This is a genomic window from Luteibacter sp. HA06 (genome assembly GCF_054061215.1).
The window spans coordinates 2,230,602-2,249,470 of record NZ_JBSSDZ010000001.1; the positions used below are offsets into that span (position 1 = coordinate 2,230,602).

An 18,869-nucleotide genomic window follows, 5' to 3' on the forward strand; every position below is an offset into this window, starting at 1 on the left:
ATGTTGGCAGAAATGACAGCGCTGTCAATTTGCTATGCAGCATGACCTTTGCGCCTCTGGGCGCGAGGGACCTCAGGCTGGAACAGCCGTTGAACCGCGGATCTGCAGGACGAAAGGGAGTTCCACGAGGCGCCCGGCAGTGTGCCCGCGTAAGACGGTCAGCAGCTGCTCGGCGGCGAGCTTGCCCATCTCGCGGCTGGGTTGTTGAACCGTGGTGAGCGCCGGCCACAACTGGCGAGACAGCGGCGTGTCGTCGAAACCGCAGACCGAGAGGTCATGTGGAATCTTCAGGCCGTACTCGGCCGCCGCCCACATCACGCCGGTTGCCATGTCGTCATTGGCAGCGAACACTGCGGTCGGTCGGTCGGCGAGGGAAAAAAGCTGCCGCGCCGCCTCCACACCCGAGCCAAAGGTGAAAGCGCCCTGCACCACCATTGCGGGATCTTCGGGTAGACCCGCGGCGGACATAGCCTGTCGGTAACCCGCCAGTCGCCAGCGACTGGCACCATGGTCGGCAATACCGACCACGTGGGCGATCCGCCGATGGCCCAGTTCCAGCAGATGCTCGACCATCGCACAGGCGGCGCGCTGCTCGTCCATCGTCACGCCCACGTTCTTGCCGCGACGCAGCGGCGACACGCTGGCGAAGGGCACGTTGCGCTCGCGGAGGCGTTTCAGCAGCGGCGCATAGTCAGTGATGGGCGGCGTCAGTACGACGCCATCGGGGTGGTGGTCGGAGATCAGCGCGTCGAAGCGACGGACGAAATCGACATCGCGCATGCGCAACGGCCGCACCATCATGCTGTAGCGATGCGCGTCACAAGCCTCGAGGACGCCATCCTGGACTTCGGCCAGGTACGTCGAGGACGGGTTGTCGTTGTTGTCGTACAACATCGCGATCAGGAACGAACGATTGCCCGCCAGGCTGCGCGCGGAAAGATTGGGCCGATAATCCATCGCCTCCATGGCCGCGCGCACGCGCTCACGCGTGGCATCGGTGACATTGGCCTCGTCATTGAGCACGCGCGACACCGTCTTGGGCGATACGCGCGCTGCGCGTGCCACATCTTCGAGGCGTACTCGCATGGATTCTCCGCTCTCTTCATACTGTCGAACGACTATGCCGCCAGAGCCCTGCGCTTGACAAGGACGACCGGCCTTTCGGCGCATCCATGCCCGGGCGCTGGTTGCTGCACTGCGATGCTGCGTACCATGTAAGACTGTTGCCGCCGGAGGGGCTCATGACCAGGATCAACGATGACACATAAATCGGAGCTGTCGTTCTGGCAGATCTGGAACATGTGCTTCGGCTTCCTTGGCCTCCAGTTCGGCCTCGCACTGCAAAACGCGAACGTCAGCCGGATATTCCAGACGTTGGGTGCCAACGTCAACGACATTCCCGCCCTATGGATTGCCGCACCCCTGACCGGGCTGATCGTGCAGCCCATCATCGGCCACTACTCCGACCGCACCTGGAACCGGATGGGCCGTCGCCGCCCATACTTTCTGGCCGGCGCCGTGTTCGCCTCGCTGGCACTGCTGTGGATGCCGAATGCGCCGGCCTTGTGGGTAGCCGCAGGTCTGCTGTGGATCCTCGATGCGTCGATCAACGTCTCGATGGAACCCTTCCGGGCCCTGGTCGGTGATCAGCTGCCCACGCAGCAACGCACCGCCGGCTATGCGATGCAGAGCTTCTTCATCGGCGTCGGTGCCGTGGTCGCCTCGATACTGCCCTGGGTGCTCGCCAAGTTCGGCGTGACCAATGTAGCCGCAGGCGGAGGCATTCCCGATACGGTGAAATTCGCGTTCTACGGCGGCGGCGCTGTGCTGCTGGGTTCGGTCCTCTGGACCATCCTCACCACACGCGAGTACCCACCTGCGCAGCTGAACTCCTTTTCGGACAACATGCCAGACGGTCCGCCGGTCGATGTATCAGGCGCGGGTCGACCGGGCCTTCTGTTGTTCTTGAGTGGAGCTGCGGTACTGGTCCTGATCAGGCATTTCGCCCTGGAAAAGGAGGTCTACCTGCTGGCATGCGGCTTGATCGTGTTCGGCCTGCTTCTTACCTGGCTCAGCCGCACACCCAGCCAGGGCATGCTGCGCAAGGTGATGGGTGATCTCTACGGCATGCCGGTGTCGATGCGGCGACTGGCCGGCGTGCAGCTGTTTTCCTGGTTCGCGCTGTTTGCCATGTGGATCTACACGACCGCAGGCGTGACGCAGACGATTTACGCCACCACCGACACCAGCTCATCCGCTTATAACGAAGGGGCCAACTGGGTTGGCGTGCTGTTCGCCGCCTACAATGGGTTTGGCGCGCTGGCCGCGGTGGTCATTCCGCTCATGGTGCGTCGATGGGGCCTGCGCATCAGTCATGTCGTGAACCTGTGCCTTGGCGGAGCGGGCCTGCTGTCATTCCTGTACATCCGCGATCCACGCTGGTTGCTGGCCTCGATGGTCGGCGTCGGCTTTGCCTGGGCCTCGATCCTGTCACTGCCGTATGCGCTGCTTTCGGACAAGTTGCCCACAGCGAAGATGGGCGTTTACATGGGCATCTTCAATCTGTTTATCGTGATCCCACAGTTGGTCGCCGCGAGCGTGCTCGGCCTGCTGCTGCGTTTATGTTTTCACAACCAACCCATCTGGGCGTTGGGCATGGGCGGTGTCAGCCTGCTCGTGGCTGGCCTTTGCACGCTGCGCGTCCACGAGCCCTCGGGCCGTAGCTGATCACTTCAGGTACTTTTCAATCGCGCTGACAACCTGCTTGCCCTGCACGCTTGACCCTTCCGGATTGAAGTGCACGTCATCCATGTAGAGGTCCGGATGATGTGCCATCAGCGCGTACTGGTCGTCGATGGGGATCGCGTCACGATCGACGATTAGCCGTGCCGCTTCGTTTCTCGCCTTGATGCGGTCGTTCGATGGGCCGGGAGATGTGTCTTTCCTCACCGGCGTCGTTGATGCCCAAACGAACCGCGCGCCAGGAGCGATCCTTCGAAGCGTTGCCACGTAGCGAGGAAACGATGCCGCGTATTCCTTATCGCTGTAAGCCCAGCCATGCATCCCGTTATTGAAATGCACGATGCTGAACTTCACGGCCTGCAGCGCAGCGAACTCGTTCAACTGCCTGTCCAGACGCGGATCGCCCAGGCTGGTCGAGGCAGCAAAGAGGTAGACGTTGGCGCGGCCAGCGAGCTCGTGCTGAACTTCGGGGAAGTAGTTGCGGGTAATGGAATCGCCGACCAGCAGAACGTTTGGCAACTTGGTATCGATCTGCTCGGGCCTGACTTCCCAGGTCCACTCGGTGACTTCGGGTCGGGAAACCGACTGCGCCTGGCAGTAAGCAGAAACGCACAGGAGTGCCGATACACCGAGTGCCAACCATGTCTTGCGGCGATTACAGTTCATTTGTTCCCCGAGCGTCCGATGGAATGATAATGCGCATCACCTGAGTCCGCTCTAATGCGTAAGGAACGCGGACGCATACTGCGTCAGAAACGGCGACGCGATGACGTTGTAATGCGTCGTGCCGGGAATCACTGCAAGCTGATTGGGTGAGCGCAGTGACCCATCCAGTCCCGCATCCCGCTGCCCACCGCCAAGCAGTTTGTAGAACGCCGCCATGTGCTCGGGCCGTATGGAGTCCGCATCGGCAAAGATGAGCAGCGTACGCGCCTTGATGCCATGTACCCCGGCAGACCAGTCGTAGTCTTTCTTGTTGAGGTCCGCTGTCTTGCGCATCAGCGTCGGCCAGTCGACGCCCGGATACATCTGTGCGAGCGGAGACTGTGCGATCTGGGCACCGATCGTATCTGCCGCCGCCGACATCTGATCGAAGGCCGTCCTGATCTCTGGATACTCGCCCTTGCGCGTGTAGTCGATCGAGATGAGTACCAGTCTGTCGAGCATGTCGGGATGCCGAAACGCGAACTGCAGCGCAATTCCACCGCCGAACGAGTATCCCATCACGCTCGCCTTCGCGATGTTCAGGCTCCTTAGCACCGCAGCCACGTCATCGGCATCCTGCTCGAGCGACCATGGCGCGGCCGTATCCTTGCTCAATCCATGCCCGCGGGCATGGATGGCGATGACCTTGAAGTGCTTCGCCATGGCGTCGAGTGGCGCGCCGAACATCTCCGACGGCGTCACTCCGCCGTGGAGCATGACGAGGGGCGGGCCCTCCCCCCGGACCTCGTAGTAGATCTGGGTGCCGTTCACCGCGGCGTAGCTGCCCTCAGGCTTGGCCAACAGGGGCGAGGACATCGCCGTGAAAGCGATAAGCAGAAGCGCCCGGACGATGTTCCTCGACATGATCGTTACCCCTTCCCCAAGGTGAGCCCGGGTAAAGGCTACCGCTTTGCCGAATCCAGTGCAGCATCCTTGCACTGCCCCTTCGTGGTCAGGACCGGGTTGCATCGCACGGTCACCCCACCGGGGAAACCCACCGAGTAGCCGTGTTCCGAAGGCTCTCCGGCCGGGTAATCCGTGCTGACCAGCTGCGCGCCGCTGGTCAGCACCACGTCACGGCGTGAGCCATCGTTCTTAAGGCCCTGCCCCTGCGCGGGATCGTCGGTGCGCGCGCGAACGATATAGCCCCGACGGACCAGCGCATTGATGTCATCCGCCGAGCACTCGTTGCACTCGGTGAATGCGGCATCTTCCGCGCCCGGGGTGGCGTTGGTGAAGATCAGTCGCCCACGCAAGGACGGATGGCCATCGGTGTAAACGCTTTCCATCTTGCGCTGGTCGAGGAGGAAGACCACCTTGCCGCGCGCCTTTGCGACGGTCGGCCAGCCACCCTCACGCACGGCTTCGTCCAGGCTTACGTGCTTGCCGCGCACGTCGTCGGGAACGACCATCTCGTTACGCGGGAAAACAGACGCAATCTCGGCATCGAGGGCATCGAACACCGCCGGCGTGAACTGCTCCGGCATCACGGTGGGGATCTTCGCTTTCAGCGGTTCCTGTTTGGTCTCTACCAGCACGAAGAGCGGCGTGTGTCCCGGGTGGGCTTTCGACCAGGCGCGTAGCTCGGTCAGGCAGGCCGTGAACGGCTGGCACGTACTGCGCTGATCGACGCCCTGGATGTGCATGACCTTGAAGCCCGGCTTCTCCCAGACCCCCGGGGCCGCCGTCGGTGGATCGGCCGGGAGGCCGTTGAGCGCGATCATGTGGTCCATCGCCGGGTCGAGATAAAGGCCGCCCTTCGCATCCGAGAAGACGTCCAGTTCCACCTGGCGCACGCCGTCATCGAGCTGGCGGGTCAAGGAAGGGTGGCTGTAATCGATCGCGAAGAATTCTTTGGGCGCTTCTTTTTGCATCACCCTCCTGGCGCTGGGTGCGAAGCCGGCGTGGTAGCTGTTGTGCGTGCCGATGACCTGGATCTGGTTGATATGGATATCGGCCGTCGCGGCGAGCAGCGATGCGGATGCGACGAGGGACGATGCTGCTGCAAACGGCAGCAGGTAGGAACGAAGGGAAGCCATGGGTATCCTTGGTGTTGATCAGCGGCTATGACGCTTGCAGAGGGCGAAGTCGGGGTCGGACATCGAAGGAGGCGGTGAGGTGGTCCCCCAGCGCGACGGCGACGGCCCCATGACCAGGTCCAGCGTGCCGCCGCTGGCGATCTGACTGTGGTGGAACCACGCGGCGTCGAGCGGTTGGCCATTGAGCGTCGCCGACTGCACATAACGGTTCGTGCCATCGGGCGTGAAGTTTTCGGCCCGCACGGTAAAGGTCTTGTCGGCGCCCAGGTCGATCGTCGATTCGCGGAACGACGGGGTACCGATCAGGTAAACGTCCTGTCCGGGGTTCGGATAGAAACCCATCGACTGGAAGGCATACCAGCTGGACATCGCGCCGGAATCGTCGTTACCCGGGATGCCGGCCCGATCCGCGCCGAACGCACGGTGCAGGAAGGTGGTGACCCGATCCGCGGTGAGATCGGGCCGACCGGCCCAGAGGTAGAGGTCAGGAATGAGGAAGCCGGGCTCATTGGTGATATCGAAATGCAGATGGTCGAAGACCGTGTCCAGTCGCTTCACGAAAGCCTCGTTGCCGCCCGACATGGCGATGAGCTTACGCACGTCCTGTGGGGCATAAAGCGAATACGTCCACAGGTCGGCCTCGTAATAGAAGTCCGGCCACGTGCCGCGACGGTCGAGGAACAGCGGCCCCCAGCTGCCATCTTCATTGCGTGGACGCAGGAAGCCGGTGATGCCTTCCTGTTCGCTCGACGCATCCCACAGGTTCGCCCAGTTGCCGGCATGGCCGCGATACAGCGTCGCCTCGTCGTCGTGCCCCAGACCGCATGCCACCTCGGCGATGGCGAAGTCGTCGTACGCGTATTCCACGGTGCGTGAGCCCGCGCGCTCGGTGGGCTGGGCAACGTAGCCCAGGCGGTTATACGATGCCAGGCCGCCGCGTCCTTCCTTGCGGGCATCGGCAGGCGCCACCGTGGCGTCCTTGATCATGGCCTTGAACGCCGTCGGGTAGTCGATACCCGCGAGACCCTTCACATACGCGTCCGCGACCAGCACGTTGGCATTGCTGCCACCCTGCGTGCGACCGTTGTCATTGCCGACCCGCGCATCCGGCATATAGCCGGCGTGGCGGTAGGTATCCACCAGCGATCGCACGATATCGCGCTGCACGTCCGGCGCGATCAAGGTCAGAAGCGGGCCCTGGCTACGGAACGTATCCCAGATCGCCTGGAAGTCGTCGTAGTACGGCTCGGTCGATGTCCACTTGGGGTTCTCGCCCGTGTGATCGGACGGCATCATCATCGTGTGGTACAGCGCCGTATAGAACGTACGGCGCTGGGTGTCGTCCGCCCCGGCGATCTCGATGCGACCAAGCGCCTTGTTCCACGCTGCGACGGCTGCCTGGTGCACGTCGTCGAAGCTCCAGCCGCGTGCCTCTTCCGTCGCATTGCGATGGGCCTGGGCTTCGCTGACGAAGGAGATGCCCACCTTCGCCTGGATCGCCTGCCCTGCCCTCACGTTGTAATCAAAGGAAGCGCCGAGCGGCATGGCGCTGGTGGCATGTACCGACGGTGCGCTGGTCACGCTCTTGTCGAGCCAGGTGCGTGTCGTAGCCGCCGGTGTATCGACGATCATGTCCACGTAGACGTCGTACGGGCCGCCTTCGTTCCAGCCGCCCGCATAGTGACCGACGCCGACGATCTCGGTCGGCGAGACCACGCGCAGGTCGCCGCCGAGGAACTGCTGCGTCTCTTCGCCGGTGCCCTTGTAGAGGAGGTCGAGGTCGATCGTGACATGTCCATCGCCATCCTTGGCGAACGTGTAACGGTGCATGCCCATGCGCCGTGTGGCGGTCAGCTCCGCCTTCACCCCGTAGCGCGTGAGGTCGACGGCGTAATAACCCGCGCTGGCCACCTCGTTCGCCCGCGGCGAATGGAAGGCACCCGGCTCGAGCTCACCAGTGGTGGCAATCACGCGGGCATTTTCGTACTTGCCGGACCCGCCGCTGAGGTGGAGGTGCGAGAAGCTCCGGATATCGCCGGTGCTCTGGAAGCCCTTCCGATAGCCGTAGTCACGAACGTCGGGGCCGACTTTCACCATGCCGAAGGGCATGGTGGCACCGACGAAGACCTCGCCAAACCAGTCCGAGCCGATGAACGGATCCACATCGGCGGCATGGTCGTTGGCGACGACGGCGGGAGCCGCCAGGATCAGGGAAGCAATGGCGACCGCGAGGGTGCGCTTCGCCAGGGAGTAAAGGGTATGCATCGAGGGACTTTCCTGTTCAAGCTGCCGATCAGAACGTGTAGGTGGCCTGCACGGTGTAGTTGCGCCCAGCCAGGTAGTAGAAGGTGGGGTCCTTTGCCAGGCCGTTGCCCTGGATAGCCGTGCGGTGGTCGAACAGGTTATTGGTCGACAGTTGCAGTCTCAGGTCAGGCGCGAAGCGGTAACCAATGTTGAAGTTGGTGTAGTTGTACGTGGGCAGCTTCGTGTTCGGGTTGTACGTAGCGCCGCTGGTCTCGCCCACGCCCGTGTAGCGCGTGCCCACGTACTTGACCAGGAATGAGCCATACAGCGGGCCCTGGTCATAGATGAAGCCGACATCCGCCGTCGACATGGGCGAGTTGGATATCTGCAGGTGCGTCGTCTTGGAATACGCGCTGTTGACGCTGCCATTCGCTGTAAAGCTGAAGCCGGAATCGCCGAGGACGTGTGTCACTTCACCCTCCACACCCTTGTAGATCACGCCACCCTGGTTCACGAACACGCTGATCAACGAGCCGCCCGGGCCGATCGGTTCGTCGATGCTGCTGACGAGGTTGCCGAAGTCGATGTAGTAAACGTCGATGTCCGCCACCGTGGTCGGCGTCTTCCAGACCAGACCGGCCTGGTAGTTCGTCGTGGTCTGCGGATCGATATGACCGGCCGGACCCTGTAAAACGTTGACCTTGGGCGCCTGGAAGCCCTTGGCCACCTGGGCATACGCCGCAAGGTTCGGCGAGAAGCGGTAGTTGGCCGCCAGCGAGGTGAGCGTGGTCGCGAAGTGGCCATCGCCGCCGACCGTCAGAAAGTTGGAAACGCCCTCGAGGGTGCGGTCGAACACGATCTGCTTGACGCCAGGAACGATGCTGAGGTTCTCGGTGGGATGCCAGTTGATCTCGAAGTAGCTCTGCGTCGTATTCGTGTGCTGGCTGGTATCGATGATGTTGGCGTTCGGCTCGCCCTTGAGTACACGAGGCGTCATCGTCGACAGATCGACCGTAACCTGGTCCTGCACCTGATAAGTACGCTCGGCCCAGATACCCGCCTTCAGGGTGCTCTCCAGCCAGCCGCTGCCAACATCCTTTTCCGCTGTCAGGAAGTCACCTGCCGCGCGGTAGCGGCTGAGGTTGACCGCGCCCGGCACGCCGCCGTTCGGAAGTAGCGCGACGTTCGGCGTATTGCCCAGCAGATCGACACCACCCGGACCGCTGTCGCGCAGGCCATAGGTATAGAACTTGTTGTCGACACGCCAGTCGCCGTAGTCGCCGTTGAGCTCGAGATACTCGAAGTCGGCATGCCGGTCGTCGATGTTGTAGTTCGCGAAGCCCTGTGAGGTCGGATCGTCATTGAGGCCACCGAACTCGAGGCCGAGGATGTCCGTGCGCTTCTTCGGCTGGGCGGTAAAGGTGTTCCACTTCACCTTGTTGTAGTCGGCCACAAGGGTCAGTGTCGTGTTGTCGCCGAGCGGCTGCTTTACCTTGAAGAGCACATTGTCCTGGCGGAAGCCGGCGTCGTCGATCAGGCCGTTGGATTCGATATGGCTGTAGTTGACCGAGGCTTCGGTACCGATCTTGTTCATCACGCCCGTATTGCCGGAACCCGCAACCTGCCAGGTAGCACCGCTGCCATACATGGCAGAGAGCTCGCCGGACGGCTTGTCGGTGGTGGGCGCGGAATACAGCGCTACCGTGCCACCGAAGGTCGCATTGCCCAGGTTGCTTGCCGTACCCGGACCGCGATCGACCACGACCTTGTCCAGCGAAGGCCCGGGAAAGAACGCCGTCGTAGCGTGGCCAAAAGCACCCGGATCGCCGAACGGGATGCCGTCGAAGGTTACGTCGTATTCGCCGTCCTGGAAGCCACGGATGGTGCCGCTCTTGCTGGAGAAACCCGCGCCATTCGGGGACGCATTGACCGCGGAAGGCGTGAGCTCCAGAAGCGCGAGGTAATCCGCCTTGGGCGTGGCGATCGTCTGGATGAAGTTACGACTCAGGACCGACTGCGGCTCGATCTCGAACAGGTTGCCCTGCGACGGCGCGAGGGCGGCGGCGCTTCCGGGTGGCGCGAGGTTCGGATCGTCGATCCCGGCGGAGACCGCGACGCCCTGCAGGGTCGTCGTGTGCTTCGTGATATCCGCGTCCGTGGTTTCCGCGGCGGCGCTGATAGCGGCGGCGAGTGCAGCCAGACCAAATCCAAAACGTACGGCGTGATGCATTGCGTTGGAACTCCTGCGTGAATCGACCGCGCGGTTACCCGCAACGGCCAGCTCTGTCGAGCCCGAAGGGATGGGGGGAATGGCGAGTTGGAAGGGGGTTGGGGGAAACAGTAGTTAAAGCTACTGTGTGCACATGACAGTGCTTTGACGATTAATTAGTATCGTCTGGAACCATTTCGTCTTCGCCACAACTTGCGAAGATCCTCGCCGAGGTCACTCCATGAAAAGCAGCACGCGTCGGAAGAAATCCGATGCGCGTCCGGCCATCGCGCTGGACACGAAGCAACAGCCGGTGCAACAGCGCTCGGTGCAGACGTTCGAGTTGATCCTCGAGGTCACTTCGCGCCTGCTCGGCGAAGTGGGCGTGGAGCGCCTTTCGACAAACCTGATCTGCGCGCAGGCGGGTATCTCGCCCCCTGCCCTCTATCGGTACTTTCCGAACAAATACGCGATCCTCAAGGAGCTCGGCGAGCGCCTGATGAAATGCCAGAACATGGCGTATCGCGCGTGGCTGGAAGAGGAAAAGGTGCTCGATTACGACGGCTCCCGTGAAGCCAGCATTCGCGGCCTGCGCGACATGCAGGCCGCGATCAATGCGGCAACCCTCGCCTTCCCCGGCGCCGTCTGGATCATGCGTGCCCTACGCGCCGTGCCCACGCTGCGCCACATCCGCCTCGACTCGCATGACGATGTCGCCGAGACGTCGTACAACGGCTTGCGCGACCGCTACCCGAGTGCGGATCCCGATGCGCTGCGCGTCGCAATGCGCCTGTCGACCGAAGTGATGTACGCCGCCACGGAAATGGTGGTCGACAACCCGACGATGGACGGTGATGTCATCAACACCGAGGTCGCGGAAATGGTCGTGCGCTATTACGACAAGTTTGTCGAAGGTGAGGAGCGCTACGCGGCGGCGAACAGGAAGGCAAGGAAGGTCGTCAAGGGGCGGTGAGACGCCTCACCTCACTGCCGTCCGGGCGACGGGCTTCTTGCCGCTGCCCTTGGCGGACGCCAGGGCCAGTTCGCGCGCATCCAGCACGTACGCGGACGATTGGCCCAATCGGTCGACAACAAAGTCGATGAAGGCGCGGACGCGGGAAGGCTGGCGCGCCCGGCTCCCGTAATAAACAAAAAGGCTCAAGTGGTCTGCGACATGTCTGGTCAACAGCGGAACGAGCTGCCCCGAACGAATCAGCGGCGCGACCGAGGAACTTGCGAGCAGGCCTATGGCGTGACCCGACAGCACCGCCTCGATTTCCAGGCCCGCATCGTTCGTCGATAGCGATGGCTGAAGATCGAGCGAGATCACCTCGCCATCTCTTTTCAGAAGCCAGGGCAATACGCGACCCGTCGCCGAGTGTCGCAGCACACTGCAGCGGTGCGCGACGAGTTGTTCGATCGATGTCGGTGCGCCGTAGGCCGCGATGTACGAAGGTGCGGCGCAGACGATCAGTTGCACGGCGAGGAGACGCCGGACCGCGACCCCGTCTTCCGGCGCCACGCCAATGCGGAAGCCTACATCGGCGCGGTCATGCACCCAGTCGCCGACGCGGTCATCGAGCTTCAGGTGTGCCTCTACCGCGGGATGAAGGTGGCAGAACGCGTCGATCAGCGGCCATAGCAGCGTCCCGAAGCCGTATCGTGGAGCGACGATGCGCAAGGGCCCGGCAATTTCGTCCTTCGCGGTACGCACGCCCTCGATGGCACGCTCCAGGGCGGCCAACGCAGGCTGCGCACCCTCCAGGAACTGCTGACCTTCGGAGGTGAGCGCGATGCCGCGCGTCGTCCGATGCAGCAGTCGAACACCAAGCTTCTGCTCCAGAGTCGCCAGTGCCTTGCTCGCTGCCTGCGCGCTCACACCATGGACGCCTGCCGCGCGCCGGATGCTGCCTAACTCCACGGCCTTGGTGAACAGGTCGATGGCGCGAATGTCGTGGATGGCCATCTCATGCTTCCCGCCCGGGATTCTTCGACTCTCAGTATCAACCCTCAGTTGCTACTGGATCAATCCCAGCGCGGCTATCGGGTTGACGGCTTGCTGCCTAAAGTCGGCGGCAGTCAACCACGGGAAAGCGTCATGAGCGAGAACATCGACGGAAAGGTCATCGTCATTACGGGTGCGAGTAGCGGGCTTGGGCTGGCAGCCGCACGCATGCTGAGCGCCCGGGGAGCGCGTGTCGTGCTCGGCGCGCGTCGCGTCGATCGACTCGATCAACTGGCTGAGGAGCTGAATGTGCAAGGGCATAGGGCACTGGCTGTCGCGACCGATGTGACGGTGGCTGGTGATGTGAGACGCCTCGTCGATAGCGCGGTCGAGACGTTCGGTCGGATCGACGTCCTCGTCAACAACGCGGGCGTCATGCCACAGTCGCCGTTGGCGCGGCTTAAGGTCGAGGAATGGGACCGGACGATCGACGTCAACCTCAAGGGCGTGCTCTACGGCATCGCGGCCGCACTGCCTCACATGCAGCGCCAGATGTCCGGGCACATCGTGAACGTATCATCCACAGCCGGACATAAGGTCATGCTTAACGGTGCTGTCTACAGCGCGACCAAGCACGCGGTACGCGCGTTGTCCGAGGGCTTCAGACAGGAGGTCAAGGACTGGAATATCCGCACCACGGTCATCTCGCCAGGCGCTGTCGACAGCGAACTTCCAGGCAGCTCCTCCGAGCCCGACATGAAGACGCGGCTGGACGCTTTCTATGCGTCCGTTGCCATCCCGGCGGATTCATTCGCCCGGGCCCTGGCCTTTGCCATCGAGCAACCTGAAGACATGGACGTCAACGAGATCGTGTTCCGGCCGACGCGTCAGGTTCCCTAGTCCTTGAAGATCGCCGGCGTCCCCACCCAGATCATGCGCACTTCGGACTTGCCCGCGTTACGCATGCTGTAGGGATGCCGCTGATCGAAGTGCGCGCTATCACCCTCGTTCAGTACGAACTTCTTCCTTCCCACGGTCATCTCGAGCGTACCGCTCAGGATGTACCAGAAGCCTTCGCCTTCCCGATGGATCGTGGGTGCGACGAGGCCAGGCGGAACGATCAAGCGCAGCGCTTCCATCTTGCGCTCGGCATGACGGCCACTCAAACGCTCGTAAACGACCGGCGATTCAAGGTCGATACGGTCGTGCTCGTTGGCCCGGCAGACTATCTGCCCGGGCGTGGGCACGCCGACGAAGTAGTCGACGTCGACGTTCAGCGCCTGGGCAATCGCCTCCAGTGACAGCAGCGATGGATGCGCAAGGTTTCTTTCTACCTGTGAGAGGAACGGTATGGAAAGTCCCGAGCTGTCGGCAAGGGCCTGAAGGGTCAGTCCCAGGCCGCGCCGCCGGTCACGAATCGCGGAGCCTATGCTAAGTCCCGCTGCCATGCTTACGAACTGTGATCGCTGCTGATCAACCATCGCGTGCCGACCTTATGGAACAGCAGCGTGGTAATCCCGGAGATCTCCGCACCCATGTCCGGCTTGAGGTGGTAGCGGCCAACGACGAAGGCGTACTGGGAACCCAATGGCTTGACGTCGATCAGTTCCAGGGTGAGCTTGCCGAAGCTGGCACCGGGCTTCTGGAAGCGCGATTTGTACATCGCCTCGATCGCTTCATAGCCCTCGATGGTGCCGCTCGAGCTCACGTAGCGCGTGCCGGGAGCATGCTCGTAGCACTCCATGAAGGTCTTGAGGTCACCCGCTGACCACGCCGCGGCGCTGGTATCGAGTGCCTGCTTGATGGCCTGGGCGGTCGACACGGCCGGTGTTTCAGCCGACACGGTGGCGGTCGCCACCACTGCGCTCACGGCGCAGAACAGAACGGACATCGTTTTCATGGGACCCCTGGAGCATCGGATAAGTAGCGCTGCCGCCCATGGCGGGACCTTTTAGGTGGCTAATTGCGATTGCAACCTGATCGTAACGTAAAAGCTTGACGCCATCAAAACTTTTTGATCTGATCGGAATCAGGAACGATGCACCGCAGCAATCGCGGTTCAGACGGCTAGACATCCGGTGCCAGGGTAACGAGGGCGCAGCCGGTCAGGGACTTCCGGCATTAACCGAGCAAGGGCCGCCGCCCATGGGTTCTTCCATGGCATCGACGACCAGGGGCAACGCACACGAACTCAAGAACACGCTCTCATCGAAGAGCGTGCGTGAAAGGTATGCACGTCATTTCGGGGGAGTTCCATGAACAACGATCTCAAGCGCACCCTGCTCTACACGGCCCTGCTGTCCATGGCCCTGACCTCGGGCCTTGCCAGTGCGCAGGACGCAGCTGCGCCCACCCCGGCCGCCGAGAAGAAACGGGCCCAGGCGTCCGACACGCCGCAGACCCTTGAAGGCATCACGGTGACGGCCGCCAAGCGTGAGCAGGACATCCAGAAGGTGCCGATCAGCATGACCGCGCTGACGGGAGAGCAACTCGAACGCCAGGGTGTAACCAGTCTCGTCGACCTGGCGCGTATCGCGCCGTCGTTGACTGTCGCCTCCTCGGGCCCGGGCGAGAACAACCTGATTATCCGCGGCATCTCGTCGAGCGCGGGCTCCGCGGCCACCGTCGGTTACTACCTCGACGATGTGCCCATCGCGGCATCGAGCAATGCCGCGCTGCTATCGACGCGTGGTGTCATCGACCCCTCGGTGTTCGACATCGAGCGCGTCGAAGTGCTTCGTGGACCGCAGGGCACGATCTACGGCTCGAGCTCCATGGGTGGCACGGTCAAGTACGTGACCAACCAGCCGGACCTGGATTTCGTCGAGGCCCGCATCAAGACCGATGTCTCGGGCACGCACAACGGCGGCCCGAATGCGAACGTCAACGGCGTGCTGAACGTTCCCCTGATCAAGGATACGGTCGCGCTGCGCGTGTCGGCCTACTACCGCGATGACGACGGCTATATCGACCGCTATCCCATCTCGCCGACCAACTATCTCGAAGCGGACCCGGACGGCAAGAAGAAGGATAACGTCAACACGTACAAGACCTACGGCACGCGCGTCGCCATGTTGATCAAGCCGGACGACACGCTCACCATCACACCCAGCTTTATCTACCAGTATTCCAAGCTCGGATCGCCGTTTACCTACGATAAGATTCCCGCGACGCTCGACAACCCGTACCAGGTGCGCGACGTCAACGAGAACAACGTGCAGAAGTCGACGATCTCCAATCTTTCCATTCACAAGCAGTTCGACGCGTTCGAGCTGATGTCATCGTCCTCGTACTTCACCCGCGACGTGAACATCCACGATGACAGCTCCAAGGTCATCAACTACTTCTTCGGCCTGCCCAGCGTGTACCCCACTACGATGTACGGCAGCTACAAGAACAAGGAGTTCACCGAGGAAGTGCGGGCCACCAGCAAGTTCGATGGACCGGTACAGGCGATCCTCGGCGGCTTCTATCACGACGTTCGTGCGCCGCTGGTCTCGTCCATTCCGTATCCCGAGGGCTTCAACCAGACGTTCAACAATCCGTTCCCGGACTACTCGACCATTTATGCCGGCGCGCGTAGGGCCACGCTGCATGAGTACGCCGTGTTCGGCGAGCTGTCCTGGAACATCACCGACAAGCTGAAAGCCAGCGCGGGTATCCGTGCGTTCGAGGTCAAGCAGGGCTTCTCGCAGACGGGCGACGGCTTGCTCAACGGCGGTCCGAGTGCCGTGCAGAGCAGCTCGAAGGATTACGGCAGCACGCCCAAGTTCACGCTGCAGTACCAGATCAGTCCCGAGAACATGGTCTACGCCACGGCCTCGCAGGGCTATCGCCCGGGCGGCCCGAACAATCCCGCACCAGCTGCACTGTGCGGCACCGAAGTGGCGGGCCTCGGCCTGAGCCAGTCGCAGTTGAACAAGTACAACCCGGACACCCTGTGGAACTACGAGCTGGGGTTCAAGAGCGCATGGCTCGAACGCCGCTTGCTCGTCGATGCCTCCGTCTACCACATCGACTGGAACCACGTTCAGCAGCAGATCGTGCTCGGTTGCGGCTACAACATCACGGCCAACTTCGGTAAAGCAGTCAGCCAGGGCGCGGAACTGGAAATGAAGTTCCTGCCCATCAACGCCGTGACGTTGAGCGCCGGCTTCAGCTACAACGATGCGCACCTGAAGAACGACGTCCCCGGTACCGATGCGAAGGACGGCGATCGCCTCGTCAACGTGCCGCGCTTCACCGGCTCGCTCGGGGCCGAGTATCGTCACCGCGTCAACGTGGAATACGACGGCTTCATGCGCGCCGACGTCAGCTACGTGGGCAATTCGAACTTCCTCTACGACCGTGACAGCCCGTTCTATCGGCGCGGCGGCTTCGCGACCACCAACATCCGCATGGGCGTGGAAGGTCGTAACGGCATCGACATCTCGCTCTACGCGACCAACCTGTTCGACAAGCACGGCGAGACCGACCTGCCCGTCGCGATCTCAGCCGACCTGCCGACGACGCGGCGTGTGGCGCTCAACCAGCCGCGGACCATTGGTGTGACGTTGCAGTATCAGTATTAAGAAAACGATCACACCAGGGGATGATTATTTGTCGTAGCAATCCGTGGCTACCCGCGCCTGTGCCAACGGGCACAGGATGGCGGCAAAACCCCCGTTTGCCGGCACGTCAAATGACAGGTTTCCATCCGCAGCAACGACCTGGGCACTGCGAACGACATCGCCGCGACCTACACCGTCACGGACGATGTCGGCGTGCCACGAGCCGGCCTGCAACCAGGCCAACGGTACGGTGAGGCGGCGCCCCGCACCGGCGGAGATGGCGCCAATAAACCACCGGTGACCGCTGCGCCGGGCAAAGATCGCGTCCTGGCCGGGCGTACCTGAGATGAGTTTCGTTTCGTCCCACACGGTCGGGATCTGGTCCAGGAACGCCAGCGCGACCGGGCGTGATTCATAGGCTTCCGGGCGGTCCGCCAGATGCGTCCATCCGGATTCGAATACGATCGGCAAGGCGACTTCGTGGGCAATGCTCGCCTCCTGCCGACCGGCGTCGAGGGCGACTGGGGTGTAGTCCATCGAGCCCACCACGTTCCGCGTGAATGGCTGGATCGTGTTGCCGACAGCGGGCGGATTATTCTCGGCGCCGCGCACGCCTTCCATGGACATCAGGTGCGGCCAGGTTCGCGCCAGGCCGTGCGGAACCGTGGCCCCATGGAAGTTCACCATCAGCTGCAGGCTGGCCGTGTCGGCAAGGGTGGCGTCGTACCAGCGGAAGCGGTCTTGCGAATCCGATTCCATGAAGTCGATCTTGACGCCTTTGACGCCCCAGCCTTTCACCTTGGTCAACTCCGCCATGCGCTTCGCAGGCGTATCCAGCTTCGACCAGTGGTACCAGAGCAGGATATCGACATGCTTCGCGTTGGCGTAGCGCACCAGGTCGGGAACCCATGCGTCTTTCCAGCCCTCGTCGACGAGTACGTAAGGGATGCCGTTGCGTGCTGCGAAATCCACATAGGCACGCTGCCGCTGGGGGTCGGAGGGACTGTCGTGCTCGCTGAGCCAGGACCAGGCCACCTTGCCCGGACGAACCCATGAGACATCGGTGAGCTTCGATGCATCGGCGAGATCGTCCACCAGCGTGGATTCGGTGACGGTGGCGAGATCGCCCGTGATGACGGTACGCCACGGCGTGACACCCGTGCTGTCGACACGCGCATCAGCGAGGGTCAGGCCCCACGTTCCGGAGCCGGCGACATGCGACAGGCGGCTCCCATCGTAGCGGCCGTCGGCATTGGCCTCGGTGACCAGCACATAACTTCCGCCGATGCGAAACAACGATGGATAACCGTAATCACCCGAGGCGGCGCCGCCCGCCGTGCTCTCTATCCTTTCCTTCTCGTACTGCGGGCCGTATGGCAGCAGCCATGCCCTGGCATCCACGGGCACGATGAAACGGGTGGCCTCTCCGAGCACGGTAGTCCGTGTCACGCCGGGCAACTCGTAACGGAAGGCCACGCCGTCGTTCGCCACGCGAACCACCACGTCGAGCGCCTGACCCTTGGCGTTCTTCAACGAGTACCGGGTCTCGGCGAGATTCGCGGTGCGATCGAGCCGCTTGCCGGTCGTCATGCGGTATCGCTCGGTCACCGGCCGCGTCTGCGTCCCGGCAAGCTTCATGTCGTGAGTGAGATCGGCATCGATGGTACGAAGACCGAGGACTTCATCCACCAGCGGCGCACCCTTCGGATCGGTGACCGAAAGGACGGGCCGACCGCCGTCGCGGAAGACCAGCGTCGCCAGCGGAGGGCTGGCGACGGCCGGTATGGCAATCAAGGCCGCAAGGGCGGCGGTAAGACGGCGTACTCCCCTCGAACGGATTTCAGACGGCATGCGTGCATCCTGTCGGTGGCCAGTCCTCGAGAATCCCACATGTGGCGCGACGGCTCAACGAGCCATCGTTGAGAGTTAATCGAGATCGCCCAGCTTGGCGTTCTTCGTCGGCTCCTTCAGCCAGGTGCCAACGTCCTCGCCGATTTCTTTCGTGATGCGGACCAGCACCGAGCAATTGCCCTTGAACTGACCGAACGCACCGCCCATGGAAATGCGGCGGTCCTTGAAGTTACCGACGATCTCGCCGCCCTCGTAAAGCTTCCCCTTGACGGCCATGGACTTGTGATGACCCATGAAAGCGTTTCCGTCGGAAACCGCTTCGGAGATTTCCAGTTCGAGGACCCGACCGGGGCCAGCGGTGGTGACGTCGGACGACACGGCGACGGTGAGGCCGTTATCTTTCGCCGACGACAGGATCGCATCGGGAAGTTCTTGTTCGAGCTTGCACTCGTCCAGGACCGATTTAGCGATATCGGCATCTTCATTGAACGTAACCGGCTTCTTTAGCGTCACGCTATCGCCGGCGAAGGCCGCATGTGCCACGACCAGCATCGCCATTGCGGCGATGATTTGCTTCGTCATAT

Annotated in this window: 15 protein-coding genes; 4 read left to right on the plus strand and 11 right to left on the minus strand. The window is 62.5% G+C overall.

Annotation, left to right across the window (positions count from 1 at the left end; genetic code table 11):
* Positions 1–72: 72 nt before the first annotated feature.
* Complete coding sequence (locus ACVWWJ_RS10205; RefSeq protein WP_456967709.1) at positions 73–1,086, minus strand: LacI family DNA-binding transcriptional regulator; 1,014 nt, start codon at positions 1,084–1,086, stop codon at positions 73–75.
* A 171-nt stretch (positions 1,087–1,257) separates the two neighbouring features.
* Between ACVWWJ_RS10205 and ACVWWJ_RS10210 the strand changes: the two genes are divergently transcribed.
* Positions 1,258–2,727 carry an MFS transporter gene (locus ACVWWJ_RS10210; protein WP_456967710.1) on the plus strand — a complete coding sequence of 490 codons (1,470 nt, stop codon included), beginning with the start codon at positions 1,258–1,260 and terminating at the stop codon, positions 2,725–2,727.
* On the opposite strand, the gene ACVWWJ_RS10215 is transcribed toward ACVWWJ_RS10210, so the two are convergent.
* The 5 genes from ACVWWJ_RS10215 to ACVWWJ_RS10235 are packed head-to-tail and all read right to left on the minus strand — an operon-like array spanning position 2,728 to position 9,960.
* The gene (locus tag ACVWWJ_RS10215) at positions 2,728–3,408 is read right to left on the minus strand and encodes an SGNH/GDSL hydrolase family protein (RefSeq protein ID WP_456967711.1); all 681 of its coding nucleotides are present in this window, start codon (positions 3,406–3,408) and stop codon (positions 2,728–2,730) included. It abuts the gene before it with no gap.
* A 51-nt stretch (positions 3,409–3,459) separates the two neighbouring features.
* Positions 3,460–4,311: an alpha/beta fold hydrolase gene (locus ACVWWJ_RS10220; protein ID WP_456967712.1), complete on the minus strand. Its 852-nt coding sequence runs from the start codon at positions 4,309–4,311 to the stop codon at positions 3,460–3,462.
* A gap of 38 nt (positions 4,312–4,349) precedes the next feature.
* Positions 4,350–5,486, minus strand: coding sequence for a phosphatidylinositol-specific phospholipase C1-like protein (locus ACVWWJ_RS10225; RefSeq protein ID WP_456967713.1), 1,137 nt, complete (start codon positions 5,484–5,486; stop codon positions 4,350–4,352).
* A gap of 18 nt (positions 5,487–5,504) precedes the next feature.
* Complete coding sequence (locus tag ACVWWJ_RS10230) at positions 5,505–7,751, minus strand: GH92 family glycosyl hydrolase (RefSeq protein ID WP_456967714.1); 2,247 nt, start codon at positions 7,749–7,751, stop codon at positions 5,505–5,507.
* A 28-nt stretch (positions 7,752–7,779) separates the two neighbouring features.
* Entirely contained in the window at positions 7,780–9,960 is a 2,181-nt protein-coding gene (locus ACVWWJ_RS10235) for a TonB-dependent receptor (RefSeq protein WP_456967715.1), read from the minus strand.
* 220 nt (positions 9,961–10,180) lie between these two features.
* On the opposite strand from ACVWWJ_RS10235, the gene ACVWWJ_RS10240 reads away from it, so the two are divergent.
* Positions 10,181–10,912 (plus strand): TetR/AcrR family transcriptional regulator, encoded by a 732-nt coding sequence (locus ACVWWJ_RS10240; protein WP_456967716.1) that lies wholly within the window; start codon positions 10,181–10,183, stop codon positions 10,910–10,912.
* 6 nt (positions 10,913–10,918) lie between these two features.
* On the opposite strand, the gene ACVWWJ_RS10245 is transcribed toward ACVWWJ_RS10240, so the two are convergent.
* Positions 10,919–11,905, minus strand: coding sequence for a LysR family transcriptional regulator (locus tag ACVWWJ_RS10245; RefSeq protein ID WP_456967717.1), 987 nt, complete (start codon positions 11,903–11,905; stop codon positions 10,919–10,921).
* A 132-nt stretch (positions 11,906–12,037) separates the two neighbouring features.
* Between ACVWWJ_RS10245 and ACVWWJ_RS10250 the strand changes: the two genes are divergently transcribed.
* On the plus strand, positions 12,038–12,784 hold the full coding sequence (locus ACVWWJ_RS10250) for an SDR family oxidoreductase (protein ID WP_456967718.1): 747 nt from the start codon (positions 12,038–12,040) through the stop codon (positions 12,782–12,784).
* Here ACVWWJ_RS10250 and ACVWWJ_RS10255 read toward each other — a convergent pair.
* On the minus strand, positions 12,781–13,332 hold the full coding sequence (locus ACVWWJ_RS10255; protein ID WP_159891973.1) for an XRE family transcriptional regulator: 552 nt from the start codon (positions 13,330–13,332) through the stop codon (positions 12,781–12,783). The genes ACVWWJ_RS10250 and ACVWWJ_RS10255 overlap by 4 nt on opposite strands.
* Before the next feature lie 2 nt (positions 13,333–13,334).
* Positions 13,335–13,784, minus strand: coding sequence for a YybH family protein (locus tag ACVWWJ_RS10260; RefSeq protein WP_456967719.1), 450 nt, complete (start codon positions 13,782–13,784; stop codon positions 13,335–13,337).
* 355 nt (positions 13,785–14,139) lie between these two features.
* Here ACVWWJ_RS10260 and ACVWWJ_RS10265 point away from each other — a divergent pair, with 355 nt between their 5' ends.
* Entirely contained in the window at positions 14,140–16,455 is a 2,316-nt protein-coding gene (locus ACVWWJ_RS10265; protein ID WP_456967720.1) for a TonB-dependent receptor, read from the plus strand.
* Between the two features lie 24 nt (positions 16,456–16,479).
* Here ACVWWJ_RS10265 and ACVWWJ_RS10270 read toward each other — a convergent pair whose 3' ends face one another.
* Both ACVWWJ_RS10270 and ACVWWJ_RS10275 read right to left on the minus strand, forming a co-directional pair.
* On the minus strand, positions 16,480–18,285 hold the full coding sequence (locus tag ACVWWJ_RS10270; protein ID WP_456967721.1) for a glycoside hydrolase family 97 catalytic domain-containing protein: 1,806 nt from the start codon (positions 18,283–18,285) through the stop codon (positions 16,480–16,482).
* A 75-nt stretch (positions 18,286–18,360) separates the two neighbouring features.
* Positions 18,361–18,867 carry a hypothetical protein gene (locus tag ACVWWJ_RS10275; RefSeq protein ID WP_159891981.1) on the minus strand — a complete coding sequence of 169 codons (507 nt, stop codon included), beginning with the start codon at positions 18,865–18,867 and terminating at the stop codon, positions 18,361–18,363.
* Between the last annotated feature and the right edge of the window lie 2 nt (positions 18,868–18,869).